This is a genomic window from Neorhizobium sp. NCHU2750, from assembly GCF_003597675.1.
Classification (GTDB): Bacteria; Pseudomonadota; Alphaproteobacteria; order Rhizobiales; family Rhizobiaceae; genus Neorhizobium.
Window position 1 is genome coordinate 1,745,296 of the sequence record NZ_CP030827.1, and the last position, 26,676, is coordinate 1,771,971.

The window sequence follows — 26,676 nt, forward strand, 5'->3', positions numbered from 1 at the left end:
AGAACGCGCTCTGCGGCCTTTCGCTTGTGGCCACGGGAGCCTTCATGTCGCAGCTCTTTCCGATGATTGACGATGACACAGATTTTGGCAAATGGCGACGCCACCCGTCGAATTGGCACGGTGCAGTCAGGGCGATTGCTTCCCGCCACAAGCTTTCGACGGTTGATGTCGGCCCTTTCTCCACTGGCACCAATCTGGTCGTCGGTATTGATGACCGCATCGTACTGAAGCTCTATCCGCCACTCTATAGACGACAGTTCGAGGTAGAGCATCGCGCCCTTGACCAGCTTGCTGGCAAGCTGCGCATCACTATTCCGCAGATCGTCGGCAAGGGCGAGATAGATGGATGGGCCTACCTACTGATGACCCGTCTGAACGGTGTGGTTGGGTCATCCGTCTGGCCGGGCTTGGCCGAGGCCGGTAAGGAGGCTGTGCTCGCCGAGGTCGGTAACACGATTGCCGAGGTTCAGTCCGTTGCACCTGGTCCGATCGCTGATGTCCCTCCGCGATGGTCGGACCTGATCACAAGACGGATAGCCGAATGTCATGCCTGGCACGCTGCACGCGGGCTTGAGGCGCGGTTCCTGGACGATCTGGACACGATGCTGGTGGATGCTGGCGTTATCGTCGGAAATGGGCAGCCTGCAGTTATCCTGACAGGAGAATATATCCCGGAAAACTTTCTGCTCGCCGAGATCAACGGTAAATGGCGGCTCGCCGGCCTATTCGACTTTGGCGACGTCATTATCGGGCCGGCCGATTACGACCTTCTTGGCCCGAGCGCTTTCATGGCCGCCGGAAAGCCGGGGCGCATGCGGCATTTCCTCATGGGTTACGGCTATGCAATCTCGGATATCGACCAAGAGTGGAAGGATCGCCTGTTCACCCTCATGCTCCTGCATCGAGCCAGCGACCTTAGAAATGTGGTGATCGACGGCTGGCAGCAGAAGATCGGCCATTTGCGCGATCTCGCCGACCTGATCTGGACGTTGGAAGTTGACTGATCTTGTCAGTGCCACAAGTCCATCACGTCACCCGCCGGTGACGCTCATGTGGCGGGCGACGGCGGGGCGCTTGTGGGTGCGGTCGATGATAAAATCATGGCCCTTCGGCTTGCGGGTGATCGCCTCGTCTATCGCGGATGACAGGTGGTCGTCATCGGGCGAGGCGCGCAGCGCCGTCCTCAGATCGGCCGCATCGTTCTGGCCGAGGCACATGTAGAGCGTGCCGGTGCAGGTAAGGCGCACCCGGTTGCAGCTCTCGCAGAAATTATGCGTCATCGGCGTGATGAAGCCAAGGCGCCCGCCGGTCTCCTTCACCTCGACATAGCGGGCAGGGCCGCCGGTCATATAGGGGATGTCGGCAAGCGCAAACTGCTTCCCGAGCGTCGCACGCAGCTCCGACAGCGGCAGATAGCGGTCGGTGCGATCCTCTTCGATCTCGCCCATCGGCATGGTCTCGATCAGCGTCAGGTCCATGCCGCGGCCATGGGCGAAGCGGATCATGTCGGGGATTTCCGCCTCGTTGAAGTCCTTCAGCGCAACCGCGTTGAGCTTTATGTGGATGCCGGCCTTCTGGGCCGCATCGATGCCTTCCATCACCTTGGAGAAATCGCCCCAGCGGGTGATCGTCTTGAATTTTTGCGGATCGAGCGTATCGAGCGAGACGTTGATGCGGCGCACGCCGTTGTCATGCAGTTGCTGCGCATAACGGGCAAGCTGCGAGCCATTCGTCGTCAGCGTCAGTTCGTCGAGCCGGCCGGCGGCGACATGCTTTCCGAGCGCCTCCACCAGGAACATGATATTCTTGCGCACCAGCGGTTCGCCGCCCGTCAGGCGCAGCTTGCGCACCCCCTTGGCGATGAAGGCCGAACAGAGCCGGCCGAGTTCCTCCAGCGTCAGAAGGTCCTTCTTCGGCAGAAAAGTCATGTTTTCTGCCATGCAATAGGTGCAGCGGAAATCGCAGCGGTCGGTCACGGAGACGCGAAGATAGGTGACGGAGCGACCGAAAGGATCGATCATCGGCGCCAGCGCGGACGTCCGGCTGCTCATCAAGGGCGGTATCACGATGGAATTCACGTCGTTATTCTCCTGCCCATCGAATCTGGTGACTGACCTGACGAACGTCAAGCACGAGACGACAGGCCGAGGGAGTGGGCGGGTTGCAGCGAATTGACGAAATCCATAATCCTGAGACGACGAAATTGGAAGAGCAGATATGACCGAAGGTATCGACGAAAGCTGGCCGACCGAATTGCGCGTCTCCGAAGACAAGCGCTCCCTGACCGTAACCTTCGATGACGGCGGGGTCTTTGTTCTTCCAGCAGAAAGGATGAGGGTCCTGTCGCCCTCGGCGGAAGTGCAGGGCCATGGCCCCGGCCAGAAGGTGACCGTGCCGGGAAAACGCCTGGTGGCGATCAAAAATATCGTTGCTGCAGGCAATTACGCCGTCCGAATCGCCTTCGATGACGGCCATGACAGCGGCATTTTCACCTGGCGCTACCTGCGCGAACTGGGCACGGACGGCGACGAGCTGTTTCGGCAATACGAAGAGGAGTTGGCCGCCAAAGGTCTAAGTCGCGATACTGTCGCAAGGTTGCGGTAGGCAGAAATCAGAAGGCGACAGGACGGCTGGCGGCTCGATCAATTGCGAGTGAACCGGCGGATCGGCGGCTTCGCCGGACGGGAAAAGGTCGGCCGGCGAAAGGGTCGCCGGGGAAGAGAATGACGGCAGCAGCATCGGCTGCCGCGCAGGAGGCAGCAACTTGAGTGCATCGAATGGACTGATAACCTCGGTCGAACAGTTGAAGCAGATCTATGACAGCGTGACCGAGGCTTCCACGGCCAAGGTGACGGCGTCGCTCACGCCAGGCTACCGCCAGATGATCGAGGCTTCGCCCTTCGTGGCGCTGGCAACCGTCGGTCCCGAAGGCCTCGATTGCTCGCCGCGCGGCGATCTCGGCGGTGTGGTCCGTGTCCGCGACGACGAGACCCTGCTTCTGCCGGACTGGCGCGGCAACAACCGCGTTGATTCGCTCATCAATATCGTCCGCGACCCGCGCGTGGCACTGATGTTTCTCGTTCCCGGATCGAACACGACCATGCGGGTCAATGGCCGCGCCGTCGTCTCCATCGAGCCGTCCTTGCTGGAAAGCTTCGAAATGGATGGCCGGCATCCGCGCACCGTGGCGGTGGTCACCATCAATGAGGTCTATTTCCAGTGCGCCCGCGCGCTGATCCGCTCCGATCTGTGGAATGCCGAGCGTTTTGTCGATCCGAAGAGCCTGCCGACACCCGGCCAGATGCTGCAGGCGGCCAAGGCGGATTTCGACCGCGAGACCTATGATCGCGAATGGCCTGCACGTGCAGCCAAGACAATGTGGTGAGAAATAAGCGCCGGCCTTCGGGCTGGCGAGGGGGAAGGAAGAGGCAGGCCGATGGCCTGCCCTTACTTCTTGTAGATCAGCCAGTTCTTGCTGATGTAATGGTTCTTCATGCTCTCTTCGAAGAACACGGTGCGGTTTCGGCCGCTGTTCTTGGCGTAATAGAGCGCCGCATCCGATTGGGCATAGAGTTCGCCCGGGTCGGCGGCCTGCACGGCCATCGAATAGCCGAGCGAGATCGTTACCGGCCCGTAATTCACTCCCGAACGGGAATTGCGGAAGATGCGCGTCTCGAGGGCTCGACGCACCCGCTCGCAGATCACCATGACCTCGTCCGGCGTATTGCCTTCGACCAGGATGGCGAATTCTTCGCCGCCGGTGCGGGCGACGAACACATCCTTGCGGACGTTGGCACGCAACACCGAGGCAACGGTCGCGAGGATCTTGTCGCCGACCGGATGGCCGTAATTGTCGTTGATCTTCTTGAAATTGTCGATGTCGGCCAGCACCAGCGCGGTGAGCGGCAGCGCGGTCTGGTTGTCGAAGGACAGTGCCAGCCGCTCGTCGAATGCGCGCCGGTTGGCAAGCCGCGTCAATGAGTCGGTATTGGCGATCCGCTTGTACTCGTCGAGTTCGCGCCGCACCTGATCCATCTCATTGGAGCGCTGGACCATGTCGTCGACGGTCTTCTCCCCATGCGCCATCTTGTCGTCCGTCGCCTGGTGGAGGAGACTGATGGCGCTGCGGATGATGTCCGTCGAGAAACTGTTCTTCGAATTGATGCGCGCGGCTGTCTCGCCGAGCAACTTGCCGTAGCTCTCAAGCGAGTTCTGCTCTTGCCGTAAAAGCTTTAACAGCGCATCGAGTTCCCCCAGGATGCGATCGTTCGCCTTTTCTATGACGGCAGCCTGCGGCGCGCCAAGATAGCGCTCTGAAATCGCATCCAGATCTTCCTGCGACGCACGGCTGCCCAATGCAGCAAGATCGCGCGTCAGATCAGGATTGGACCCGATATAGGCTTCGTAAAAAAGCTGATAGTTTCTCGGTATGGGCGATACGCCCATTGATCGCACCGCATAAATAATCTGCCCCATCAGATCACCGGAATGCGGCTTCGATGCAGATACCGTCGTCATCGACGACCCCCAGTTAGACCCCACTACACTGAATAGCTCGAATTCTTAGATTAAAAGTGTTCGAAAAGAATTAAGCTTTTATTCTCGAAACCTTCTTCGGCACAGCCCGAGAAAGATTTCATGACTGCTAAAACCCTTAATTACACAATGAGATGGGAGATAAAATACTATTGTATTAAAAATTTGAAATTTAGTACGTAATACGCCCTATACGGGAATTTTGCGGTATCAGGTAACCGCGTTCCGGCGATGGGCACGGAACGCGGTGTCCGATCCTAGACGGCTTTACTTCGGTCCGATCATGTTTTCGGGACGGACATACTGATCGAATTCTTCGTTTGTCAGGTATCCGCCGCCGACGGCCTCGTCACGCAGCGTCGTGCCGTTCTTGTGGGCCGTCTTGGCGATCTTGGCGCAGATGTCGTAACCGAGCTTTGAATTCAAGGCGGTGACCAGCATCAGCGAGTTTTCGACACCCTTCTTGATATTGTCCTCGCGGGCCTCGATGCCGACGACGCAATTGTCGGTGAAGGAAACGGCCGCATCGCCGAGCAACTGCACCGACTGCAGGAAGTTGTAGGCCATCATCGGATTATAGACGTTGAGCTCGAAATGGCCCTGGCTGCCGGCAAAGCTGAGTGCTGCGTGGTTGCCGAAGATGTGGGCGCAGACCTGCGTCATCGCTTCCGACTGGGTCGGATTGACCTTGCCCGGCATGATCGACGAACCCGGCTCGTTTTCCGGCAGCGACAGTTCGCCGAGGCCGGCGCGCGGGCCGGAGCCGAGGAAGCGGATGTCGTTGGCAATCTTGAAGCAGGCGGCCGCGGCGGCATTGATCGCGCCATGGGCGAAGACCATCGAATCGTGCGAGGCGAGTGCTTCGAACTTGTTCGGCGCCGTGACGAAGGGCAGGCCGGTGATCTTGGAGATTTCCTCGGCGACCTTCTCGGCAAAGCCGATCGGCGCGTTGAGGCCGGTCCCGACGGCAGTGCCGCCCTGGGCAAGCTTGGAAAGTGCGGGCAGCGTCAGTTCGATATTGGCGATCGCCGAAGCGACCTGGGCCGCATAGCCGGAAAATTCCTGACCGAGCGTCAGCGGCGTCGCATCCTGTGTGTGGGTGCGGCCGATCTTGATGATGTGGCTGAAGGCCTTGACCTTGACCTCAAGCGCCTCGTGCAGGTGCTTGAGCGACGGGATGAGGTGACGCACGATCGTCTCGACGCAAGCGATATGCATGGCCGTCGGATAGGTGTCGTTCGACGACTGGCTCATGTTGACGTGATCGTTCGGGTGAACCGGCTTCTTGGAGCCCATCACGCCGCCGAGCATCTCGATCGCCCGGTTGGAGATCACTTCATTGGCATTCATGTTCGACTGCGTGCCGGAACCGGTCTGCCAGACGACGAGCGGAAAATGATCGTTGAGCTTGCCGTCGATGACTTCCTGGGCCGCGTCGATGATCGCCTTGCCGACATCTGGCTTCAGTCCGGCGAGTTCCATATTGGCGCGGGCGGCTGCCTGCTTGACGATGCCGAGTGCGCGCACGACGGCGAGCGGCTGCTTTTCCCAGCCAATCTTGAAATTGCCGAGCGAGCGCTGTGCCTGTGCACCCCAGTAACGGTCGCTGGCAACCTCGATCGGGCCAAATGTGTCGGTTTCGGTGCGGGTCGATGCCATGTCGCTGCCTTTTCTCCCTGATCTCTCGCCGGCGGCACGCCCTTGACAGTATAGAAGGGCCGCAGACTGCGTCGGCGCGGCGCATTACTATACGATTGCCGGGCGTCCGCAAGCGGCCCTGCGGCCTTTTTGCGCGCACGGATACGTGTCCTCAATGACACGCTCGAAGCTTTTGTGAGCCGCTCGCTCAAGCTGCTGTGATCTCTAAATGTCGCGCGTCAGTAAAAAATTAACCAATAAATTCTTAACCTTTGCCCCGTGCGGTGCGTCGCTTATTTTTGTTCGCTGGAACCGAGATGTGAACGGCCGTTTTCTTTTCATCTTTCGCGCGATCGGCTAGATGGCGTGATATTGAATTCGACGCCGCGATAAAGACGCGGACGCAAGGTCACGGGGACTACATTGCAGCACACAAACAAGAAGACATCGGTCGCTCTCGCGCTCTTGTCGGGTATATCCATTTTCGCCGGCGCGGTCGCCCCGGCCAATGCTATGTCGCTCATGGATTTTCTGCGTGGCGGTCCGGGTAACCGGAGCGGCGCCTCGCAGGCAAACGTAAAGCCGCAGGAGCCGGCACCGAGCGAGCGTGCGCTTGCCGATCCCGAGCCTTTGCCGAAGGTCGCCGGCCCGCGTTACTATACCTACAAGGCTGATAGCGAGCGTCTGGTCAAATCAGCGGCTTTCGCATCGAGCCCGCTGCACGGGCTGGCTGATGCCAGGGTGACTGCTCCCAACGATATCGCGGCGGCGCTCGAAGCCTATTACGCCAAGGCGCAGGCACCGCTCTGGGTGTCTCAGGGCGACCTCAATGACAAGGCAAAGGCTGTGCTGGCCCTGCTCGCCAAGGCCGACGACTATGGCCTCGACCCGGCCGATTATGCCGTCACGCCTCCCGCGCTGACAACGGCAAGCGTCACGCCGGCCGCAACCCCGGCCGCGGCGGATGCGGGCTCGACCAACGCTCCGGCAACCGATGTTGCAGCCGTCACCGGCAGCACCACCGACGCCGGCGCCCAGCCGGCTGCCGCAGCCCAGCCCGCTACAACTCAGCCCGCCACTGCAGCTCAGCCGGATTCCGCTGCGCCCGCGCAGCCAGCCACGGCTTCGGCACCGAACCACGAACAGGCGCTGATGCAGTTCGAACTGGCGCTTTCGGGCAAGGTCATGATGTTCGCGCAGGACATGGTCCGCGGCCGTCTCGATCCGAACCGGATTTCCGGCTATCACGATTTCAAGCGCAAGGACGTCAACCTTGCCCAGGTGATCAATTCGGCCGCAACCGAAGCCGATGCCTCCACCTATCTCGCCGGGCTTGCTCCCTCGGGACCGGACTTCCTGGCATTGAAGGCCGAACTCGCCAAGCTCAAGGCTGAGGCTGTCGATTCCGGCGATCAGGTCGCACTTCCGGATGCGATGCTGCTCAAGCCCGGCAACAGCAGCGCCGATCTGCCGAGCGTTATCGCGGCAATCCAGAAGAAGGGCTCCGAGGCGCTCAGGACCGAGCATGCCGCAACCTTCGCCGCCTACCAGAAGACGCCGGACTACACGCCGGAACTGGTCGATGTCGTGAAATCCTACCAGACCGAAGTCGGCCTGAAGGCTGATGGCGTCATCGGCAACGCGACGCTTCGCAAGATGGCTGGCCACAGCGCCCAGGAAAAGATCCAGAAGGTCATCGTCGCCATGGAACAGGCCCGCTGGCTGCCTGCGGATCTCGGCCAGCGCTACGTCTTCATCAACCAGGCGGCCTTCCGCGTCTATTATCACGAGCACGGCGCCGAACAGTTCTCCATGCGTGCGGTCGTCGGCGCCAAGGCGCACCAGACCTTCTTCTTCGAGAACATGATCCAGACCGTCGAATTCAATCCCTATTGGGGCGTTCCGCAGTCGATCATCGTCAACGAAATGCTGCCGAAGCTGCGCCAGGACCCGAGCTATCTCGACCGCACCGGTTACGAAGTGGCCGTCAACGGCAAGGTCATGCCGTCGTCGCAGGTCAACTGGTTCGGCTCGACCCAGAACATCTCCGTGCGCCAGCCGCCGTCGAGCGACAACGCGCTGGGCGACCTGAAGATCCTCTTCCCCAACGTCCATGCGATCTACATGCATGACACGCCGTCGAAGAGCTTCTTCCAGCGCGACATGCGCGCGCTCAGCCATGGCTGCGTGCGCCTGCAGGAACCGCGAAAGATGGCTGCCGCCGTGCTCGGAATCAGCCAGGATCAGGTGGATGCGGAGATTGCCGGCGGCAAGAATGTTGCCGAGAAGGTAACGGCCAAGATCCCGGTCTACGTGGCCTATTTCACTGCTTGGCCGAACAAGGACGGCGCGATCGAATATTTCGATGACGTCTATGATCGTGACGCCGCAACGCTGAAGGCTCTGGACACAACGACCAAGGCTCGGTCGGAAAATATCTGATCGGCTTTCAAATCGAATGCAGGGAGAGGCGGCCTTCGGGCCGCCTCATCCGTTTCAGGACGATACTTTCGACGATGCCAGCAGTTCCTTCGCCATGTCGACCGTGAATTCGTTGAAATGGCTGATGACACGGCTCGGCGAAAGACTTGCGACGGGCACATCCGAATAGCCGAAATCGACGGCGATCGATGGAATGCCGGCATTCTTGGCCGCGAGGATGTCGTTGATGCTGTCGCCGACCATCAGCGACTGTTTCGGGTCGCCGCCGGCTCGTTCGATCGTGCCGAGAATATGGCCGGCATCCGGCTTGCGCACCGCAAACGTATCACCGCCGGTCGTTGCCGCAAAGTGGCCGGAAAGGCCGAGCTTTTCAAGCAGCGGGACAGCCAGTTCCTCCGCCTTGTTGGTGCACACCGCGAGCGTCATGCCGGCGGCCGAGAGCCGTTCCAGGCAGGCGACGACGCCGTCGAAGGGCCGGCTCTTGCCCGGCATATGCGCGTGGTAGTGCTTGATGAAGTGTGCAAACAGCGCCTCGGCCTGAACGTCGTCGAGCGTAACCTTGCGCAGGTCGAAGGCGCGTTTGATCATCATCCTCGCGCCCTGGCCGACGAGATGGGTGAGATCGTCGAACGTCACGGGCGCAAGACCGACTGTCGAGATCGTATCGTTGAGGCTGTCGATCAGGTCCGGCGCGGTATCGATCAGGGTGCCGTCGAGGTCGAAGATGACGAGGGGGGAAGTCACGGGTTGCTACCTCACTTCTGCTGCTTCGGATAAGGCTTCCGGTTAAGCATGCTGCGCCTCTGTTGGGAACCCTTCGATAACCTCGGCGCCGCACTGCGAGAAACCTCGGCAGGGGGCTTCCGCTTCCCATTTGAGGCGTGTAAACAGCGGAGCGACTGAAACAGCGGGGAGAGAGTGGCGCATGGACGCCCGCGAAATGAAGGTCAAGGCTGCAGCCTCGGCACTTGAACATGTCGAAGACGGGATGCGGCTTGGCATCGGCACCGGATCGACGGCGGAGGAGTTCGTCCGTCTGTTGGCGGAAAAGGTGCATGGCGGCATGCGCGTACAGGGCGTACCGACGTCGGAACGGACCGCGCGGCTTTGCCTCGAGCTCGGCGTACCGTTGAAATCACTCGATGAATTGCCCGAACTTGACCTCACTATTGATGGTGCGGACGAGCTGGACGCGGCCCTGACCCTCGTCAAGGGTGGCGGCGGCGCGCTGCTGCGCGAGAAGATCGTCGCGGCCGCATCGTCGCGCGTCATCGTCATCGCCGACGAGAGCAAGCTGGTCGACACGCTCGGAGCCTTCCCGCTGCCGATCGAGATCAATCCTTTCGGCCAGATCGCCACCCGCATCGCGATCGAGAAGGCCGCCTCAAGGCTCGGCCTGACAGGCTCTCTGTCCGTCCGCAAGAACGGCGACGAGATCTTCACCACCGACGGCGGACACTATATCGTCGACGCATCTTTTGGCCGCATTCCTGATGCAGAGGCACTCTCTGCACAATTGCATTCCATTCCAGGCGTCGTTGAACACGGACTTTTCATTCATATGGCGTCCCTTGCGATCATTGCCGGCCCGGCAGGAGCGCGGACGCTGCAAGCGAAATAGAAGTAGGAGCATTAACCCATGATCAAATCCGCGGTTTTCGGCCGAGCCTTCGTCCTGGCAGTTCTTCTGTCCGGCTCCGTGGCGGTCCAGGCGCGCGCCCAGGAAATTCCGGCGGACCATCTTGCGGCAGCGCGCGAGGCTCTCAAGGCACTCAGCGTTACGAATCAGTACGACGATATCCTGCCGGCTTTGGCGGAACGTCTGAAGGCGCAGTTCATCCAGTCGTCGCCGAACTTCCAGGACCAGATCTCGACGATCGTCGATCAGCAGGCGCTGGCGCTGGCGCCACGTCGTGCCGACCTCGAAAAGGAAGCGGCAACCATCTATGCCAAGGCCTTCACGGTTGACGAATTGAAGGCGATCTCGACCTTCTTCAACACCGAAGCCGGCAAGAAGCTGATGTCGACGACACCGCTCGTCGCCCGCGAGCTCGGCCGCGCTGCCGATATCTGGAGCAACGGCATTTCGCGCGACCTGTCTGCCCAGAGCACCGACAAGCTGCGCACCGTCATCGATGCGCACCCGCTGCAGATGCCTGCTTCCGAGCCGATCCCGCAGGCTGCCGCACCGGCGCCGGCAGCGGCACCGTCGGGTGGATCTGCCCCGGCGCTCAACCTGCCGAAGCCCTGATCGGCACGAGACATTTGAAGTTTATCGAAAGCCCGGAGCGATCCGGGCTTTTTCTTGCGCTGCAACATGCCTATATGCGGGTACCGTCCCGCATGCCGAAGGAGATTTGAATGGCCGCCTATGACTACGACCTGTTTGTGATTGGTGGAGGTTCAGGCGGCGTCAGGGCAGGGCGCGTTGCCGCCAGCCTCGGCAAGAAGGTCGGCATTGCCGAGGAATATCGCTACGGCGGCACCTGCGTCATCCGTGGCTGCGTGCCGAAGAAACTGTTCGTCTACGCCTCCCAGTATCACGAGCATTTCGAGGATGCTGCAGGCTTCGGCTGGACGGTCGGTGAAAGCACGTTCGACTGGGCAAAGCTGGTTGCCGCCAAGGACAAGGAAATAACCCGCCTCGAGGGCCTCTATCGCCGCGGGCTGGAAAATAACGGCGCCGATATTTTCGACAGCCGCGCAGAGCTGGTCGATGCCCATACGGTACGCATCACCAAGACCGGCCAGACGGTCACGGCCGAACGCATCGTCATCGCCACAGGCGGCGTTGCCAACCAGCATTCCTCGCTTCCCGGCCACGAGTTCTGCATCACCTCCAACGAGGCCTTCAATCTTGAAGTCCTGCCGAAGTCGATCGTGATCGCCGGCGGAGGTTATATCGCGGTCGAATTCGCCAATATCTTCCATGGCCTCGGTGTCGAGACGACGCTGATCTATCGCGGCAAGGAAATCCTCTCCCGCTTCGATCACGACATGCGCCAGGGCCTGCACAAGGCGATGGTCGAAAAGGGCATCAAGATCGTCCTGACCGATGTCATTGAGGAAGTGGTGAAGGGCAAGGACGGTGGCCTCATCGCCCGCACGAAGAATGGCGACAGCATTGCAGCCGGCGCCGTGATGCTGGCGCTGGGCCGCGACCCGAACACCAAGGGCCTCGGCCTTGAGGCTGCCGGCGTCAGAATGAACGAACGCGGCGCCATCATCGTCGACGATTTTTCGCGCACCAATGTCGCGAACATCTATGCGTTGGGCGACGTCACCGACCGGGTACAGTTGACTCCGGTCGCGATCCACGAAGCGATGTGCTTCATCGAGACCGTCTACAAGAACAACCCGACCTCACCGGACTATGACCTCATCCCGACTGCGGTCTTCTCCCAGCCCGAGATAGGCACGGTCGGCATTTCCGAAGAAGAAGCCATCAAGCGCTATGCGGAGATCGAAGTCTACCGCGCCGAGTTCCGGCCGATGAAGGCAACGCTCTCCGGTCGTTCCGAGCGGATGATCATGAAGCTTCTGGTCGATGCGGAAAGCCGCAAGGTCGTCGGCGCCCATATCCTCGGCCACGAGGCCGGCGAGATGGCGCAGATCATCGGCATCTGCCTGAAGGCGGGCGCAACCAAGGACGATTTCGACCGCACCATGGCCCTCCATCCCTCGGCTGCCGAGGAACTGGTGACCATGTACAACCCGAGCTACAGGGTCAGGAACGGCGAGCGGGTCTGAGGATCCGCGTCGCGCCAGCTGACGCCCTTCGGCGTCAGCTGGTAATGCGCGGCGTGGCGACGATCTTGCGAAACAGCGCCTTCATCGCATCCGCAATGCCTTCCGTCGGGCTCACCTCGAAATAATAGCCTTCCGTCGCGCAGGCCTGCATTTTGGTCGGAATTTCGGACTGGAACGGCTTGATCCAGGTATTGTAGAAAGAATTATCCGTCAGCGGCACATAGGTCGTGTAGAGCACGGCGATCTTGATGCCGCGTGCCTTCAACGTATCGCAATACTGCGTATTGATCGGCTCCATGCAGCGCGGGCCGCTTGATGTATTGTCCAGCTTCTTCTGACAGCTTGACCTCGCCGCGTCTCCGACACCGTCCGCCACGAGGAAGACGATCGCCTGCCGATCCGACACGCTCGTCCCGCCTCCGGTCGACGTGATCTTGCTGTTGATCTTCTGCAAGGCGTCATCGTAATTCGTCTGATTATTCGGATAGTCGTGACTCGGAATGCTCATCAGCTCGATCGCCTCGGTGGCCTTGCTGACCGAAGCGAAATCGGTGGTCGGGTTTGCGACCGTGTAGAGTTGCGCATCGAGCGCGGTCTTGCCGAACGTATAGGCGGCCATGCGGAACTGGCCGCTCACCAATTGCGAATCCGTCGCCGTCTTCATCAGCGCTGAAACCGCATCCGCGACGACATCGATACGGATCGTCGCCCCGATGCTCTTGGCGAGATAATAATAGCTGTTGTAATCGACCACGCCCGTGGTCGAGACGATATGACAGGCGAAGGCGCAACTGCCATCCTTGCCCTTGCCATCGGTACCCTTGACGGTCGCTGCCACCAGCTTCTTGATATCGTCGGGCGTTGCGCCGACGCCCATCGAAGGCGTGTTGTCGAGCAGCATGTAGAAATCGAGGAAGGACGGCGTCTGATATTGCGCCGTCGCCACGTTCGATACGGTGATTTCCGTCTTGCCGAGGACCTGCATGAACGTCGTCGGCAGCGTCGCCGTATAGGTCACCCGCGAGGTGATGATGTTGTTCACCTTCTGCAGCTGGATGGCGACATTGACCGGTGCGTCGATGGAATTGGCCGAGACCTGGCCGAAGAACAGTTTGCGCGCTTCCGCGTCATCCAGCGAGACGGTGCCGTTGCCGGCGGCCATCGCCTGCGTCACGGCCGTGGACTTTTCCGCGACTGCCCCGACTGCCGCAGCATCGGCCGCGGCCGCAAGTTCGGTCTTCAATTCGAGTGCGCGTCCGAAATCGATCGCCAGCCCCGCCGCACCGATCAGCGGCACCATGACAATTGCAGTCAGCATGCCGAAATTGGCGGATTCGTCCGCCATCAGCCGTCTCAAAATTTTCATCTGCTGCCCCCAGCCGACAATTCGCCCCTATGGCGTGCATTGTTGGGGAGATGTGCTGAACAGTTGTTTAATGAGGCTGCCCACTCGTTTGGGCTGGTTAAAAAGATGCTTTCAAGTGTGTGGATGGACGACGGATTGTTTACGGAAACGAGCCACCCGACGTGGCTAGGCAAACCGCGTGTTAAGGTCTATAAGCCGCCTCTATTTTGAAGAGGAACGGCCGGACCCGGTGGTCCGGGCGAACAGGTGAGACACATGGCACAGAATTGGACCCCGAACAGCTGGCGGAACAAACCCATCCAGCAGGTTCCGGCATATCCCGATCAGGCCGCTCTGGCGGCGACCGAAGCCCAGCTCGCAAAGTTTCCTCCGCTCGTCTTTGCCGGCGAGGCACGTCGGCTGAAGGCGCAGCTTGCCAAGGTGGCGGAAGGCGATGCCTTCCTGCTGCAGGGTGGCGATTGTGCGGAGAGCTTTGCGGAACACGGCGCGGACAACATCCGCGACTTCTTCCGCTCGTTCCTGCAGATGGCTGTCGTGCTGACCTATGGCGCCCAGCTGCCGGTGGTCAAGGTCGGCCGCATTGCCGGCCAGTTCGCCAAGCCGCGCTCCTCGAATTTCGAGAAGCAGGGCGACCTCGAACTGCCGTCCTATCGCGGTGACATCATCAACGGCATCGACTTCACGCCGGAGAGCCGCATTCCTGCACCCGAGCGGCAGCTTGACGCCTACCGCCAGTCGGCCGCGACGCTGAACCTTCTGCGCGCGTTCGCCATGGGCGGTTATGCCAACCTGGAAAACGTCCACAAGTGGATGCTCGGCTTCGTCAAGGATTCACCGCAGGGTGAACGCTACAAGAAGCTCGCCGATCGCATCAGCGAGACGATGGACTTCATGCGCGCGATCGGGATCACGGCCGACAACCAGCCGAGCCTGCGCGAGACGGATTTCTTCACCAGTCACGAAGCACTGCTTCTGGGCTATGAGGAAGCGTTGACGCGTGTCGATTCCACCTCGGGCGACTGGTACGCAACGTCTGGCCACATGCTGTGGATCGGCGATCGCACCCGCCAGCTCGACCATGCGCATGTGGAATATTTCCGCGGCATCAAGAACCCGATCGGCCTGAAATGCGGCCCGTCGCTGCAGCCCGATAACCTGATCGAGCTCATTGACGCGCTGAACCCGCAGAACGAGGCGGGCCGTCTGACGCTGATCTGCCGTTTCGGCTATGACAAGGTTGCAGACAGCCTGCCGAAGCTGATCCGTGCGGTCGAGCGCGAAGGCAAGAAGGTCGTCTGGTCCTGCGATCCGATGCATGGCAACACGATCACGCTCAACAACTACAAGACCCGGCCGTTCGACCGGATCCTGTCGGAAGTCGAGAGCTTCTTCCAGATCCACCGCGCCGAAGGCACGCATCCGGGCGGCATCCATGTCGAGATGACCGGCAAGGACGTCACCGAATGCACCGGCGGCGCCCGTGCAGTCACCGGTGCCGACCTGCAGGATCGCTACCACACCCATTGCGACCCGCGCCTCAATGCGGATCAGGCACTGGAACTGGCCTTTCTTCTGGCCGAACGGATGAAGACAGGACGCGACGAGAAGCGGATGGTCGTCAACGGCTGATCGGTCATCGATCGAAAGACATGAAACAAAACAAGGCCGGCGTCATTGCCGGCCTTGTTCGTTTCTTGCCCAACTGCTGAACATTACTGGACAAGAACGGGGTTGCGGCAGGACGCTCCGCCGACGCGCACGTCGACTTCGCCGATCTTGACGCCGACGGTCGACAGCACGCTGTAGAGCACCTGGTCGAGCGGCGCCGTCAGAAGCTTGAGCGTATCGGCCAGTCCGCCGAGAAGGGCCGGGGGCACGGCCACCTTCAGTCCAAGGATCTCGACTTCCACTTGCAGGTTGGTCAGCAGCGAATCCACCAGTGTCGTAAGGGTGTCCTTGGTGGAAGCCTGCTTCACCTTTTGTCCCGATATGTCCGAGGGAGAGAAGGCGAGCTGGGTCGTCTTGACATTGGTGGCATTGGCATAGGCGAGCGCCGTCAGGTTGAGCGCCGGTGTCGCCACCATCTTCGTCTTGGTGACGCGCGGATCCTTGCCGAAATTGGCGAATGCTGCCGTATCGACATCGCCGAGCGACAGTTCCAGCACGCCGGGGATCGCTTCCACATTGACGGTCGCGCCATTCGAGCCGCTGGCACAGGTGATCGAGCTCATGCGCCCCTCCGCATTCGCCACCTCGATATAGAGGGGTACGCGCACCTTGATGCCGAGAAGTCCGGTAATGCCGTCGACAGTCGTCGTCAGCGCGACGCGGGTCTGGGCTGTACGCACGACCGAGCCGGTCCGCCCGATCCCGAGTGCCTTGGAGCCGACCGGCGGTTCGCCGACGGCCACCGACAGCGTCAGCCCGCCGAGGCCGGGGATTGTTGCGCCGAGATTGAGATCGATCTGGTTCTTGCCGCCATTGGCGGCGTTGGCGCTCGCGCTGATGATGTTGAATATGTCGGTCTGCACCGTCAGCCCGTCGCTCTGGCCGATCAGCCGCGAGGCGAGCGGGCCGATATCCATGATATCCTTCAACCGGACGGTCAGCTTGGTGGTCCCGAGCGTCTTTTCCAGCGTCTTGAGAATGGACGCCACCGCCGGCGTGACGCCTGTCGTCTGGCCGATCGCATTCAGCAAGGTGCCGTAGGAAATATCGGTGTTGAGCAGGTCGTTATAGGTGCCGGCCGTGAGGTTGAGCTTGATCGCCAGCTGGTCGAACACCTTGAGGAGATCCACATTGGCGTTGGCCAGCGACTGGTAGTCCATCACCGACAGCGAGATGTTGGTACCAAGCAGGCTGCCGAGCAATGCGTTGACGACGCCACCGTTGAGGCTTGCCAGCCGCGAGCCGACCGAGAACGAGGCCATCTTATCGATCGATGCCGTACCGGCGGCGCTCAGCGTCGGCGCCTTGGCGATGCTGCCGCCGAAGAACAGCCCGCCCTTCTGGTAGAGCGTTACCTTGACGGTGTCATAGGGGGCGACGCCTGTCTGGAAGCGCGAGGCCGCCGCAACCGAAGGATCTGCCTGATAATGCCCGTTGACCACTTCCGCATAGGCATCGAACTTGTCGAACACCGTGTCGGGGTTGAACGTCACGGAGGCACCCTTGTTCAGCAACACGCCGTTCTTCAGAACGGCGATATTCTTGCCGTTGATCGTCATGTAGTCGAGGACACCGGCCTCGGGACTGCTCGGCGTTGCAGCGGCCGAGATCGCCGAGAGGTCGGCCGTTGCCTGCAATTCGCGCTGCTGCAGCGTGAGGTAGCCGTAATCGACGCCGAGTGCCAGTGCACTGATCATCACCGGCAGCGCCAGCGCTGCGGTAATCGCGACATTACCGCCTTCGCTCGCGAACCATTTGCCGATCGGGCGCATCATATCCCTCCGACGCGGACGGTGGCGAACCGCTTTATCTGGCTGCTCGGCATGGCGTAGCTGAAGAGATTGAAGATCGGCAGGTTGCTCGCGTCATAGGTGACCGAGACCGTGAACTGGTTGGGATTGCCGGGATCGGCCTGCGCGACCGTCGTAAGCTTGGACTTGTCGAGAAAGGCGCTGTCTATGGTCGACTGGCTGACGAAGGCGGCGACAAGGCTCTTGCGCTCCGTATCGCTCATGCCGGCGACAGCGGTTCGGGCCGCGTCGGCCGCAAGCTGCTGGACCGAATGGGCCGCGGACAGATAGATGCCGTAGGCGATCATGCTGAGCAGGGCGAGAAAGAAGAGCGGCGAGACGATGGCGAACTCCACCGCTGCCGCACCTGATGTGTTGGTGATGTACCGCCGGATACGCATAGGCCTCCTCCGATCTTTTTTTCGGAGTATCGGCGCCATAAATTAAGGATCAGCTAAAATATGTAATGCGAATATATGCAAGTGGCTCATATTTTACCGACATGGGCTCATGGGTTCGATCCGTCGGAGCGAGCGCGACGCAGGAGAGGCACCTGAAAATTCGCATGCCAAGACCGTTGCGGCATCCGCCCCGTGGCATTAAATCTCCTCCCCATGACCCAGACCGATCTCAACACCTTGCGTATCGCCGTTGCCCAGCTCAACCCGACCCTTGGCGACGTTTCCGGTAACCTCGCTATGGCGCGCGAGGCCCGAAAGGATGCCGCCCGCGAGGGCGCCGACCTTTTGATGCTGACCGAGCTGTTCATCTCCGGCTATCCGCCGGAAGACCTCGTGCTGAAGCCATCCTTCCTCAAGGCCTGCCTTAAGGCGGTCGAGGCTCTGGCCGCGGACACGGCTGACGGTGGGCCGGGAGTTCTGGTCGGCTTCCCGCGCCAGGGCGAGACGGGCCGGCACAACGCCGTGGCGCTTCTGGATGCCGGCAAGATCATTGCCATCCGCGACAAGGTCGACCTGCCGAATTACGGCGAGTTCGACGAGAAGCGGGTCTTCACCGAAGGTTCGATTTCCGGTCCCTACAATTTCCGCGGTGTTCGGATCGGCATTCCGATCTGCGAGGAAATCTGGAACGACATGGGCGTCTGCGAGACGCTGGCCGAGGCTGGCGCCGAAATCCTGCTCGTGCCCAACGGTTCGCCCTATTACCGCGGCAAGCTCGATGTCCGCTATCAGGTGGCGCTGCGCCAGGTGATCGAGACGGGCCTGCCATTGTTGTTCGCCAACCAGCTCGGCGGCCAGGATGAACTGGTCTTCGACGGCGCAAGCTTCGCCTTCAACGCCGACAAGTCGCTGGCCTTCCAGCTGTCGCAGTTCGAGACCGCCTTCACCGTCACCGACTGGAGACGCGAGGAAGATGGCTGGCGCTGCCTGCCGGGCCCGATGGCCCATATTCCCGAAAAGGAAGAGGCCGATTACCACGCCTGCATGCTGGGCTTCCGTGACTATGTGAACAAGAACGGTTTCAAGTCCGTGGTGCTGGGCCTCTCCGGCGGTATTGATTCGGCCGTCTGCGCGGCAATCGCCGTCGATGCGCTGGGCGAGGAGAGGGTGCGCACCATCATGCTGCCCTACCGCTACACGTCGGAAGACTCGTTCAAGGATGCAGCCGATTGCGCAAAGGCGCTCGGCTGCCGTTACGACATCGTGCCGATCTCCGAGCCGGTCGAGGGCTTTCTTGCCTCCCTCTCTGACATGTTCGAGGGCACCGACCAGGGTATTACCGAGGAAAACCTGCAGAGCCGTACCCGCGGCACCATCCTGATGGCGATCTCCAACAAGTTCGGCTCGATGGTGGTGACGACCGGCAACAAGTCGGAAATGTCGGTCGGCTACGCAACGCTCTATGGCGACATGAACGGCGGCTTCAACCCGATCAAGGACCTCTACAAGATGCAGGTCTATGCGATCGCCGAATGGCGCAACGCGCATGTGCCGCCGGATGCGCTCGGCCCCTCCGGCGAGGTGATCCCGAAGAACATCATTTCCAAGGCGCCCTCTGCCGAACTCAGGCCCGACCAGAAGGACCAGGATTCGCTGCCTCCCTATCCGGTACTCGACGACATCCTCGAATGCCTCGTCGAACAGGAGATGGGAACCGAGGAGATCGTCGCCCGCGGCCATGACGCCGCAACCGTCCACCGCATCGAGCATCTTCTCTATCTCGCCGAATACAAGCGCCGTCAGTCGGCACCGGGCGTCAAGATCACCAAGAAGAATTTCGGCCGCGACCGCCGTTACCCGATCACCAACCGCTTCCGGGATCGTTAACCGCCCTGCCGGAAACACCTTCGCTTCGGCAAGGATTTGCTGTTTTCTGTAGTCTGGATGGGCTGGAGAATGTCATGGCGGGTTCTACAGGCAGGGTCGGCATATTCATCGACGCGGAAAATCTTCCGACGCGCGTCGCCGGGCGGGTCATGGAGATCGCGGCCGGTTTCGGCAGGATCGTCGAGCGGCGGGTCTATGGCGACTTCACCCGCGAACACCTGAAACCATGGGCGGAAGCCGCCACCCATCACGCGCTGAGCATCCAGACCGCTCAGGCGACGATCTCGGGCAAGAACAGCAGCGACATAATGTTGGCGATCGATGTGGCCGAACTCATGTGCCGCTCGGATATCGATGTCTTCTGCATCGTGACCTGCGACAGTGACTTCATCCACCTCGCCACCCGCCTGCGCATGCGCGGCCACAGGGCGATAGGCATAGGCGGCACGAAGGCGTCGCCGGCATTAAGGCTGGCATTCGACAAATTCTTCGAGGTCGAGCTTGCCCTCAAGGAAGCGGACCCGCCAAAGGCGGTGAAGAGCACGACACGGGCAAAGACGGCCAAGGCCGAGGAGCCGGCAAAGGTTGCCAAGACTGCCGAGAATACAAAGCCTGCCAAGCCGCTCGAGACAGGCAAGGTCGTCGCCCTAAAGCGCGCCGGTGATATTCGGCCCTATATTGTTCAAGCGCTGAATTCTATTGGGCGCGCGCCGCAGGATTGGGTGGAGGTCGGCCGGTTGTCGTCCGCGATCCGGCAGCTCAATCCCGAATTCAAGCCGAACAATTTCGGCTCGGCCAAGTTTAGTACCGTATTGAAGAATTGCGAATTTCTGGAAACACGCAAAGATGGGACGATAGGCATGCAGGTAAGGGTAAAGGACATCACAGCACCTCTGGTACAGGGTGGAGCTGGCGCGTGACGCTCCGCAGCTCGGTCGAGATCTACAATATCCGCACCCGGCAGAGCCGCATCGTCTGGCAGACGGAAGAGCTGTTCGAGGCACCCAACTGGTCGCCGGACGGACGCTACCTGATGCTCAATGCCGATGGTTTGATCTATCGCCTGTCTCCAGACGGTGATGGCGTGCCGGACCGCGTCGACACCGGCTTTGCCAACCGCTGCAACAACGACCACGGCATATCCCCCGACGGCACCCTGATCGCGATTTCCGACAAGGTCGAGTTCGGCAAATCGGCAATCTATATCCTGCCGGCCGAGGGCGGGATGCCGAAGCTGATCACCGAAAACCTGCCCTCCTACTGGCATGGCTGGTCTCCCGACGGACAGACGGTGACCTATTGCGGCATCCGTGATCAGGTCTTCGATATCTACACGATCGGCATCGATGGTGAGAACGAGACCCGCCTGACCTTCGGCGAGGGCCGCAATGACGGACCGGATTATTCACCGGACGGCAAGTGGATCTATTTCAACTCCAGCCGTACGGGCCGCATGCAGATCTGGCGCGTGCCGGCCGAAGGCGGCGAGGCGGAGCGCATCACCGACAGCGCCTATGGCGACTGGTTCCCGCATCCATCGCCCAAGGGCGACAAGATCGTCTTCGTCTCCTATGACGGCGATGTCTTCGATCATCCGCGCGACCTCGATGTCCGTGTAAGGCTGATGGACATGGATGGCGGCAATGTCGAGACCCTATTCGAGCTTTTCGGCGGGCAGGGCACGATGAACTCGCCGAACTGGTCACCGCACGGTGATGAATTCGCCTATGTCCGTTACTTCCCTGCGGCGTGATCGGTCTTGCCTCGAAGTCGCAGGCCCGGCATAACTCCTCCCGTCAGGTGCCCGCCATTGGCGGGAGAATCGGGAAGCCGGCGCAATTCCGGCACGTGCCCAACGCTGTGAGGCGGACGGTCATCGCATGAGGTAAACCTCAGCCACTGGGCGACTGTCCGGGAAGGCGGCGATGGCCGGATGAAGCCAAGTCAGAAGACCGGCCTGACAGGATGGACCGATCCGCGCGGACAGCGGACAGGTTGTAAGGTTCGTGTGGCGCCGCAGGCGTGACCGGAACCTCAGGCATTGTTGGGGAAAGACGATGCGACCTGAATTGATACCCGAACTGCGACTCCCGGCCCTGGATGAAAGCCCGGATACCGGTCTTGTGGCGGCCGGACCATTTTCCGAAGACGAACGCGCGGCCGTCTACCGCGCCATCGGGACGCGACGTGACGTGCGCGACCAGTTCCTCTCCGACCCTATACCCGATGACGTGTTGAGGCGCCTTCTCGACGCGGCCCATGCAGCGCCGTCGGTCGGCTTCATGCAGCCGTGGAATTTCATCCTCGTTCGCGACGAGAAAGTCAGGCATGCGGCCTGGCAGGCGTTCTCGAAAGCCAATGACGAGGCCGAGGCGATGTTCCCGCAGGACAAGCGCAGTACCTATCGAAGCCTCAAGCTTGAAGGCATTCGCAAGGCGCCGCTGTCGATCTGCGTCACCTGCGATCCCGATCGCGCAGGACCGGTCGTGCTCGGCCGCACCCACAATGCCCGCATGGACAGCTATTCGACCGTCTGCGCCATCCAGAACCTCTGGCTGGCAGCGCGTGCGGAAGGCATCGGTGTCGGCTGGGTCAGCATCTTTCGCGACGAGGACATGCACGCGATCCTCGGCATACCGGAGAAGATCGAGATCGTCGCCTGGCTTTGCCTTGGTTATGTCGACGCGCTTTATGAGGAACCGGAACTCGCGATCAAGGGCTGGCGCCAGCGCCTCCCGCTGAACGATCTTGTCTTCGAGGACGCCTGGGGCCGCAAATAGGCGCGTCCATCAGGACGCGCGCCTGATCCCCGTTCCTCGCTGTCCTATTGCTGTGGCTGCGGGCCGCTCGATTTCGGGTTGGCAAGATCGATCTTCTCGTCCGGGAAGAATTCCGGCCCGATCACCCGGACCTTTCTGTCGGGATCATAAGGACGGTCCGGCGGGAACTGGATCGGCGCTTCCTTCTGTGTCGTCACCGGCTGAGGACTTCCGAGATGGGTGATGCTGGAATTGGCCTTGTCGGCGGCCGGAGCGGGCATATGTGGTGCTGCCTCGTAAAGCCCGGCACCCGTCTGGTTCTCGTCGGGGCCGGGAAGCGCGATGCCGCGGATCCTGATGCGTTCCTTCTCATCGATCGCGGCCTGGGTATCGAGATCGGTCGGCGTGCAGTTGTTCTCGCGGATGGCAGACAGGATGGCCACGCGCTCTTCCGAAGGCTGCAGCAGCGAGCGGCTGTTGTTGCGTTGCTCGGCGAGCTTTTCCCGATCGCCTTCCAGCCGCTGCAGCTTGTCCTGCATGTCGTGGCACTGGTCGTCGCTATGGTTGTTGCCGCCGAGCGTGACGATGCTGCCGCCGCAGCCGCTCTGCCGCATGTCGATGCGCAAACGGCGGATATCGGAATTCATCGCGCTCAGATCCTGCGCGTAATTGCGGACATTCCGTGTCGTGCCGATGATCTGCGGCGTGCTGGCGAGCCGGCGATAGAGATTGGCGCAGGCCTCGACATCGCGCGCCAGCACCGCCTGCGGCAAGGCCATGCAGGCAATCATCATCGATACTGAAATTTTCGCCCTGGCGGAAATCATGTCTCACCTGTCGCATCGTCTTCGCGGCAGATCAACAGTCGCATGTCGAGCATGCGGCAGGCTTGCGCAAAAGCCTGCCGCAGCAGGTCTCTTACTTGGCCAGAACCGCCGGCTCCGGCTGTGCGGCTTCCGCCACCGCGAGAGCCGCCATGTTGACGACGCCGCGCGAGGTGACGGTGGCCGACAGGATATGCGCCGGCATCTTGGCACCGAGCAGGATCGGGCCGACATGCAGCGCGTCCATCATCATCCGCACTAGGCCGAGCGAGATGCTGGCGGCATCGAGGCTCGGGAAGACCAAGAGGTTGGCCTCGCCATGCAGCGTGCTGTCCGGCATGGCGCGCTTGCGCAGAATTTCGTTGAGCGCCGAGCCGCCCTGCATTTCGCCATCGACTTCGAGTTCCGGAGCCTTGTCGCGCACGATGTCGAGAGCGGCGCGCATCTTGCGGGCGCTTTCTGAATCGCGCGAGCCGAAATTCGAATGGCTGATCAGCGCAGCCTTCGGCTCGATACCGAAACGACGCACTTCCTGCGCTGCGAGAACCGTGATCTCGGCGATCTCTTCGGCCGTCGGGTTGTAGTTGACGAACGTGTCGGTGAAGAAGATCGCGCCGCGCTGCGAGATGATCAGGCTGAGCCCCGCAAAAGTGCAGGCGCCCGGACGCTGGCCGATGATCTGCTTGACGTCGCGCAGATGCCGGTCATAGCGCCCTTCGACGCCGCAGATCAGCGCATCGGCTTCGCCGCGGCGAACCGACAGGGCACCGATGACCGTGTTGTTGGTGCGCACGATCGTACGGGCCGCTTCCGGATTGATGCCGTTGCGGCCGACCAGCGCGAAATAGTCGTCGACATATTCGCGGTAACGCGGATCGTCTTCCGGATTGACGACGCTGAAATCGACATTCGGGCGGATGCGGATGCCGAAACGCTTCAGGCGTGCCTCGATGACCGACGGACGGCCGATCAGGATCGGCTTGGCGATCTCTTCCTCGAGCAGAACCTGGGCAGCGCGCAGAACCCGCTCGTCTTCGCCTTCCGCAAAGATGACCCGCTTCTTTTCGGAGGCCTTGGCCGCAGCGAAGATCGGCTTCATCACGAAGCCGGAACGCCAGACGAAGCGGTTGAGCTCGTCCATATAGGCGTCGAAATCCTGGATCGGACGCGAGGCGACGCCGGTTTCCGCGGCAGCACGGGCGACGGCCGGCGCGATCCTGAGGATCAGGCGCGGATCGAACGGCGAGGGGATCAGGTAATCGGGGCCGAAGACCGGCGTTTCACCGCTATAGGCCTTCGCCGCGACGTCGGAGACTTCCTCGCGGGCGAGCGCTGCGATCGCCTTGACCGCAGCCATCTTCATCTCTTCGTTGATCGTGCTGGCACCGCAATCGAGCGCGCCGCGGAAGATATAGGGGAAGCAGAGGACGTTGTTGACCTGGTTGGCGAAGTCGGAGCGACCGGTGCAGATCATCGCGTCGGGGCGGGCCTGGCGCGCAAGTTCCGGCATGATTTCCGGTGTCGGGTTGGCAAGTGCCATGATCAGCGGCTTTTCCGCCATGCGCACCAGAAGTTCAGGCTTCAGCACGCCCGGTGCGGAAAGGCCGAGGAAGACGTCGGCGCCGTCGATACTGTCGGCCAGAACCCGCTTGTCGCTCTTCTGCACATAGACCGATTTCCACTCGTCCATCAGTTCGACACGGCCCTCGTAGACGAGGCCTTCGATATCATGGACCCAGATGTTTTCCTTTTTCGCGCCGAGCGACACGAGCAGGTTGAGACAGGCGAGCGCAGCCGCACCGGCACCCGAGGTGACGATCTTGACGTTGGTCAGCGACTTGCCGGCGAGTTCCAGGCCGTTGAGGATCGCGGCGGCGACGATGATTGCCGTGCCGTGCTGGTCGTCGTGGAAGACCGGGATGTTCATCGTCTCGCGCAGCCGGCGCTCGACCTCGAAACATTCCGGCGCCTTGATATCCTCGAGATTGATGCCACCGAAGGTCGGCTCAAGCGCTGCGACGGTCGAGACCATCGCGTCGATGCCCGGTGCGTCGATTTCGATGTCGAACACATCGATGCCGGCGAACTTCTTGAACAGGACGGCCTTGCCTTCCATTACCGGCTTGGACGCGAGCGGGCCGATATTGCCGAGCCCCAGCACGGCCGAACCGTTGGAGACGACCGCGACGAGATTGGCGCGCGCCGTGTAATCGGCAGCGGTTTCCGGGTTGTCGCGGATCGCAAGACAGGGGGCAGCCACACCCGGCGAATAGGCAAGCGCCAGGTCGCGCTGGTTGCCGAGCGGCTTGGTGGCCTGAATCTCAAGCTTGCCGGGACGCGGGTACTGGTGGAAGAACAATGCCTGGTCGTCAAGGCTGGCACCGGCCGGCGGGGTCGGCTTCGAGTTTTCATGCGCGTCCATAGTGTCTCCTGCCTTGCTGAATACGCTGTCAATATTGGGGAGGATGCGTTTCCTCCTTACATCAATCGATGCGGTCGAACAGCAGCTAATTTCACCTCATGGCGGAAATAGGAACACCGGCGGTTGGGGCCGGGCAAATGCCCGGTTGTCATCATCCTGAAACACGACTCTGGTTTTCAGAGCATGGGACGGACGACGAAAGGATGGCCTCCGTGACTGGCACGTATGAGACGCGGCATTTCAGGACCCTCTTCATTTCCGATGTACATCTCGGCTCGAAGGCCGCACGCACCGAACTGCTTCTCGATTTCCTCAAATATCACGAAGCGGACACGGTTTTCCTCGTCGGCGACATCGTTGACGGCTGGCGCCTGAAGCGCAGCTGGTTCTGGCCGCAGGGCTGCAACGACGTGGTGCAGAAGCTGCTGCGCAAGGCGCGCAAGGGCACCCGCATCGTCTATATCCCCGGCAATCACGACGAATTCCTGCGCGATTTCCCGGGTACCCATTTCGGCGGTATCGAGGTTGCGGACCGCGCCATCTACGAGATGGCCGACGGCAAGAAATACCTGATCCTGCACGGTGATGAATTCGACGTCGTGGTCCGCAACGCCCGTCTTCTCGCCTATCTCGGCGACTGGGCCTATGATGCCGCGATCGCCATCAACGTCGTGCTCGCCGCGGTGCGCCGCCGTCTCGGCATGCCCTACTGGTCGTTCTCGGCCTGGGCCAAGCTGCAGGTCAAGCATGCCGTCAACTTCATCGGCGAGTTCCAGAAGGTGGTGGCCGATGAAGCCCGCCGCAACAAGGTGGATGGCGTCATCTGCGGCCATATCCATCACGCGGTCATGACCGATATCGAAGGCATCCACTACGTCAATACCGGCGACTGGGTGGAGAGCTGCACGGCAATTGCCGAGAACATGAACGGTGAGCTTGAGCTGATCACCTGGCGCGATATCCGCGCGACCGCCGAGCTTCATGCACTGCCGGCCCCGGCAGAGGCAAAGGACATGCGGGCAGCCTGATCGGGGCGCAGGACGCGGCTCCAAATTCGATCATCTTGTATTTGCATGCCGGGGGTGGACGGTCACACCCGGCATCATGAGGCGGCGTAGAAATCCGCCGGGTTGCCGGCGCGGTTTTCTACAATTCTGCTTTGCAGGGCGCCCGCCCGTGATAGTGTCGAAAGA

Annotated in this window: 22 protein-coding genes and 1 riboswitch; of the genes, 13 read left to right on the top strand and 9 right to left on the bottom strand. The window is 61.1% G+C overall.

What is annotated here, in order from left to right; translation table 11 throughout:
* Positions 1 to 44 precede the first annotated feature (44 nt).
* Positions 45 to 1,004 (top strand): aminoglycoside phosphotransferase family protein, encoded by a 960-nt coding sequence (locus NCHU2750_RS08610; protein ID WP_119940062.1) that lies wholly within the window; start codon positions 45 to 47, stop codon positions 1,002 to 1,004.
* Between the two features lie 27 nt (positions 1,005 to 1,031).
* Here the strand turns inward: NCHU2750_RS08610 and moaA are convergent, their stop codons facing one another.
* Entirely contained in the window at positions 1,032 to 2,051 is a 1,020-nt protein-coding gene (gene moaA / locus NCHU2750_RS08615) for a GTP 3',8-cyclase MoaA (protein ID WP_119940063.1), read from the bottom strand.
* Positions 2,052 to 2,217: 166 nt separating this feature from the next.
* On the opposite strand from moaA, the gene NCHU2750_RS08620 reads away from it, so the two are divergent.
* Positions 2,218 to 2,604 carry a gamma-butyrobetaine hydroxylase family protein gene (locus NCHU2750_RS08620; protein WP_205583883.1) on the top strand — a complete coding sequence of 129 codons (387 nt, stop codon included), beginning with the start codon at positions 2,218 to 2,220 and terminating at the stop codon, positions 2,602 to 2,604.
* Between the two features lie 160 nt (positions 2,605 to 2,764).
* Positions 2,765 to 3,385, top strand: coding sequence for a pyridoxamine 5'-phosphate oxidase family protein (locus NCHU2750_RS08625; RefSeq protein ID WP_245480366.1), 621 nt, complete (start codon positions 2,765 to 2,767; stop codon positions 3,383 to 3,385).
* 62 nt (positions 3,386 to 3,447) lie between these two features.
* Here the strand turns inward: NCHU2750_RS08625 and NCHU2750_RS08630 are convergent, their stop codons facing one another.
* On the bottom strand, positions 3,448 to 4,518 hold the full coding sequence (locus NCHU2750_RS08630; RefSeq protein WP_119940064.1) for a GGDEF domain-containing protein: 1,071 nt from the start codon (positions 4,516 to 4,518) through the stop codon (positions 3,448 to 3,450).
* Between the two features lie 285 nt (positions 4,519 to 4,803).
* Positions 4,804 to 6,195, bottom strand: coding sequence for a class II fumarate hydratase (gene fumC / locus NCHU2750_RS08635; protein ID WP_119940065.1), 1,392 nt, complete (start codon positions 6,193 to 6,195; stop codon positions 4,804 to 4,806).
* Positions 6,196 to 6,687: 492 nt separating this feature from the next.
* Here fumC and NCHU2750_RS08640 point away from each other — a divergent pair, with 492 nt between their 5' ends.
* Positions 6,688 to 8,616 (top strand): L,D-transpeptidase family protein, encoded by a 1,929-nt coding sequence (locus tag NCHU2750_RS08640; RefSeq protein ID WP_119943124.1) that lies wholly within the window; start codon positions 6,688 to 6,690, stop codon positions 8,614 to 8,616.
* A 54-nt stretch (positions 8,617 to 8,670) separates the two neighbouring features.
* On the opposite strand, the gene NCHU2750_RS08645 is transcribed toward NCHU2750_RS08640, so the two are convergent.
* Complete coding sequence (locus tag NCHU2750_RS08645; RefSeq protein ID WP_119940066.1) at positions 8,671 to 9,360, bottom strand: HAD family hydrolase; 690 nt, start codon at positions 9,358 to 9,360, stop codon at positions 8,671 to 8,673.
* Between the two features lie 181 nt (positions 9,361 to 9,541).
* Between NCHU2750_RS08645 and rpiA the strand changes: the two genes are divergently transcribed.
* The 3 genes from rpiA (at position 9,542) to gor (ending at position 12,366) form a co-directional block, all read left to right on the top strand.
* Positions 9,542 to 10,237 (top strand): ribose-5-phosphate isomerase RpiA, encoded by a 696-nt coding sequence (gene rpiA / locus NCHU2750_RS08650; protein WP_119940067.1) that lies wholly within the window; start codon positions 9,542 to 9,544, stop codon positions 10,235 to 10,237.
* A gap of 18 nt (positions 10,238 to 10,255) precedes the next feature.
* A complete protein-coding gene (locus tag NCHU2750_RS08655) occupies positions 10,256 to 10,867 on the top strand; it encodes a DUF2059 domain-containing protein (protein ID WP_119940068.1) in 612 nt (203 codons plus the stop codon).
* Positions 10,868 to 10,977: 110 nt separating this feature from the next.
* On the top strand, positions 10,978 to 12,366 hold the full coding sequence (gene gor / locus NCHU2750_RS08660) for a glutathione-disulfide reductase (RefSeq protein WP_119940069.1): 1,389 nt from the start codon (positions 10,978 to 10,980) through the stop codon (positions 12,364 to 12,366).
* Positions 12,367 to 12,400: 34 nt separating this feature from the next.
* Here the strand turns inward: gor and NCHU2750_RS08665 are convergent, their stop codons facing one another.
* Entirely contained in the window at positions 12,401 to 13,732 is a 1,332-nt protein-coding gene (locus tag NCHU2750_RS08665) for a TadE/TadG family type IV pilus assembly protein (RefSeq protein ID WP_119940070.1), read from the bottom strand.
* A 255-nt stretch (positions 13,733 to 13,987) separates the two neighbouring features.
* Between NCHU2750_RS08665 and NCHU2750_RS08670 the strand changes: the two genes are divergently transcribed.
* Positions 13,988 to 15,361 carry a class II 3-deoxy-7-phosphoheptulonate synthase gene (locus tag NCHU2750_RS08670; RefSeq protein WP_119940071.1) on the top strand — a complete coding sequence of 458 codons (1,374 nt, stop codon included), beginning with the start codon at positions 13,988 to 13,990 and terminating at the stop codon, positions 15,359 to 15,361.
* A gap of 83 nt (positions 15,362 to 15,444) precedes the next feature.
* Here the strand turns inward: NCHU2750_RS08670 and NCHU2750_RS08675 are convergent, their stop codons facing one another.
* Both NCHU2750_RS08675 and NCHU2750_RS08680 read right to left on the bottom strand, forming a co-directional pair.
* Entirely contained in the window at positions 15,445 to 17,175 is a 1,731-nt protein-coding gene (locus tag NCHU2750_RS08675) for a pilus assembly protein TadG-related protein (protein ID WP_119940072.1), read from the bottom strand.
* Positions 17,172 to 17,591: a TadE family protein gene (locus NCHU2750_RS08680; protein WP_119940073.1), complete on the bottom strand. Its 420-nt coding sequence runs from the start codon at positions 17,589 to 17,591 to the stop codon at positions 17,172 to 17,174. The genes NCHU2750_RS08675 and NCHU2750_RS08680 overlap by 4 nt, the downstream gene beginning before the upstream one ends.
* Before the next feature lie 213 nt (positions 17,592 to 17,804).
* On the opposite strand from NCHU2750_RS08680, the gene NCHU2750_RS08685 reads away from it, so the two are divergent.
* From NCHU2750_RS08685 to bluB, 4 genes are all read left to right on the top strand, one after another.
* Entirely contained in the window at positions 17,805 to 19,478 is a 1,674-nt protein-coding gene (locus NCHU2750_RS08685) for an NAD+ synthase (RefSeq protein ID WP_119940074.1), read from the top strand.
* A gap of 74 nt (positions 19,479 to 19,552) precedes the next feature.
* Positions 19,553 to 20,398 (top strand): NYN domain-containing protein, encoded by an 846-nt coding sequence (locus NCHU2750_RS08690; protein WP_119940075.1) that lies wholly within the window; start codon positions 19,553 to 19,555, stop codon positions 20,396 to 20,398.
* Positions 20,395 to 21,231, top strand: coding sequence for a TolB family protein (locus NCHU2750_RS08695; protein ID WP_119940076.1), 837 nt, complete (start codon positions 20,395 to 20,397; stop codon positions 21,229 to 21,231). Before NCHU2750_RS08690 ends, NCHU2750_RS08695 begins: the two co-directional genes overlap by 4 nt.
* Before the next feature lie 28 nt (positions 21,232 to 21,259).
* A riboswitch (cobalamin riboswitch) is annotated at positions 21,260 to 21,453 on the top strand.
* Between the two features lie 82 nt (positions 21,454 to 21,535).
* Positions 21,536 to 22,258 carry a 5,6-dimethylbenzimidazole synthase gene (gene bluB / locus NCHU2750_RS08700; protein WP_119940077.1) on the top strand — a complete coding sequence of 241 codons (723 nt, stop codon included), beginning with the start codon at positions 21,536 to 21,538 and terminating at the stop codon, positions 22,256 to 22,258.
* Between the two features lie 44 nt (positions 22,259 to 22,302).
* Here bluB and NCHU2750_RS08705 read toward each other — a convergent pair whose 3' ends face one another.
* Together NCHU2750_RS08705 and NCHU2750_RS08710 are read right to left on the bottom strand one after the other, a co-directional pair.
* Positions 22,303 to 23,064, bottom strand: coding sequence for a hypothetical protein (locus NCHU2750_RS08705; RefSeq protein ID WP_162939553.1), 762 nt, complete (start codon positions 23,062 to 23,064; stop codon positions 22,303 to 22,305).
* Between the two features lie 91 nt (positions 23,065 to 23,155).
* Complete coding sequence (locus NCHU2750_RS08710; protein ID WP_119940079.1) at positions 23,156 to 25,483, bottom strand: NADP-dependent malic enzyme; 2,328 nt, start codon at positions 25,481 to 25,483, stop codon at positions 23,156 to 23,158.
* A 203-nt stretch (positions 25,484 to 25,686) separates the two neighbouring features.
* Here NCHU2750_RS08710 and NCHU2750_RS08715 point away from each other — a divergent pair, with 203 nt between their 5' ends.
* Complete coding sequence (locus NCHU2750_RS08715; RefSeq protein WP_119940080.1) at positions 25,687 to 26,511, top strand: UDP-2,3-diacylglucosamine diphosphatase; 825 nt, start codon at positions 25,687 to 25,689, stop codon at positions 26,509 to 26,511.
* Positions 26,512 to 26,676 lie beyond the last annotated feature (165 nt).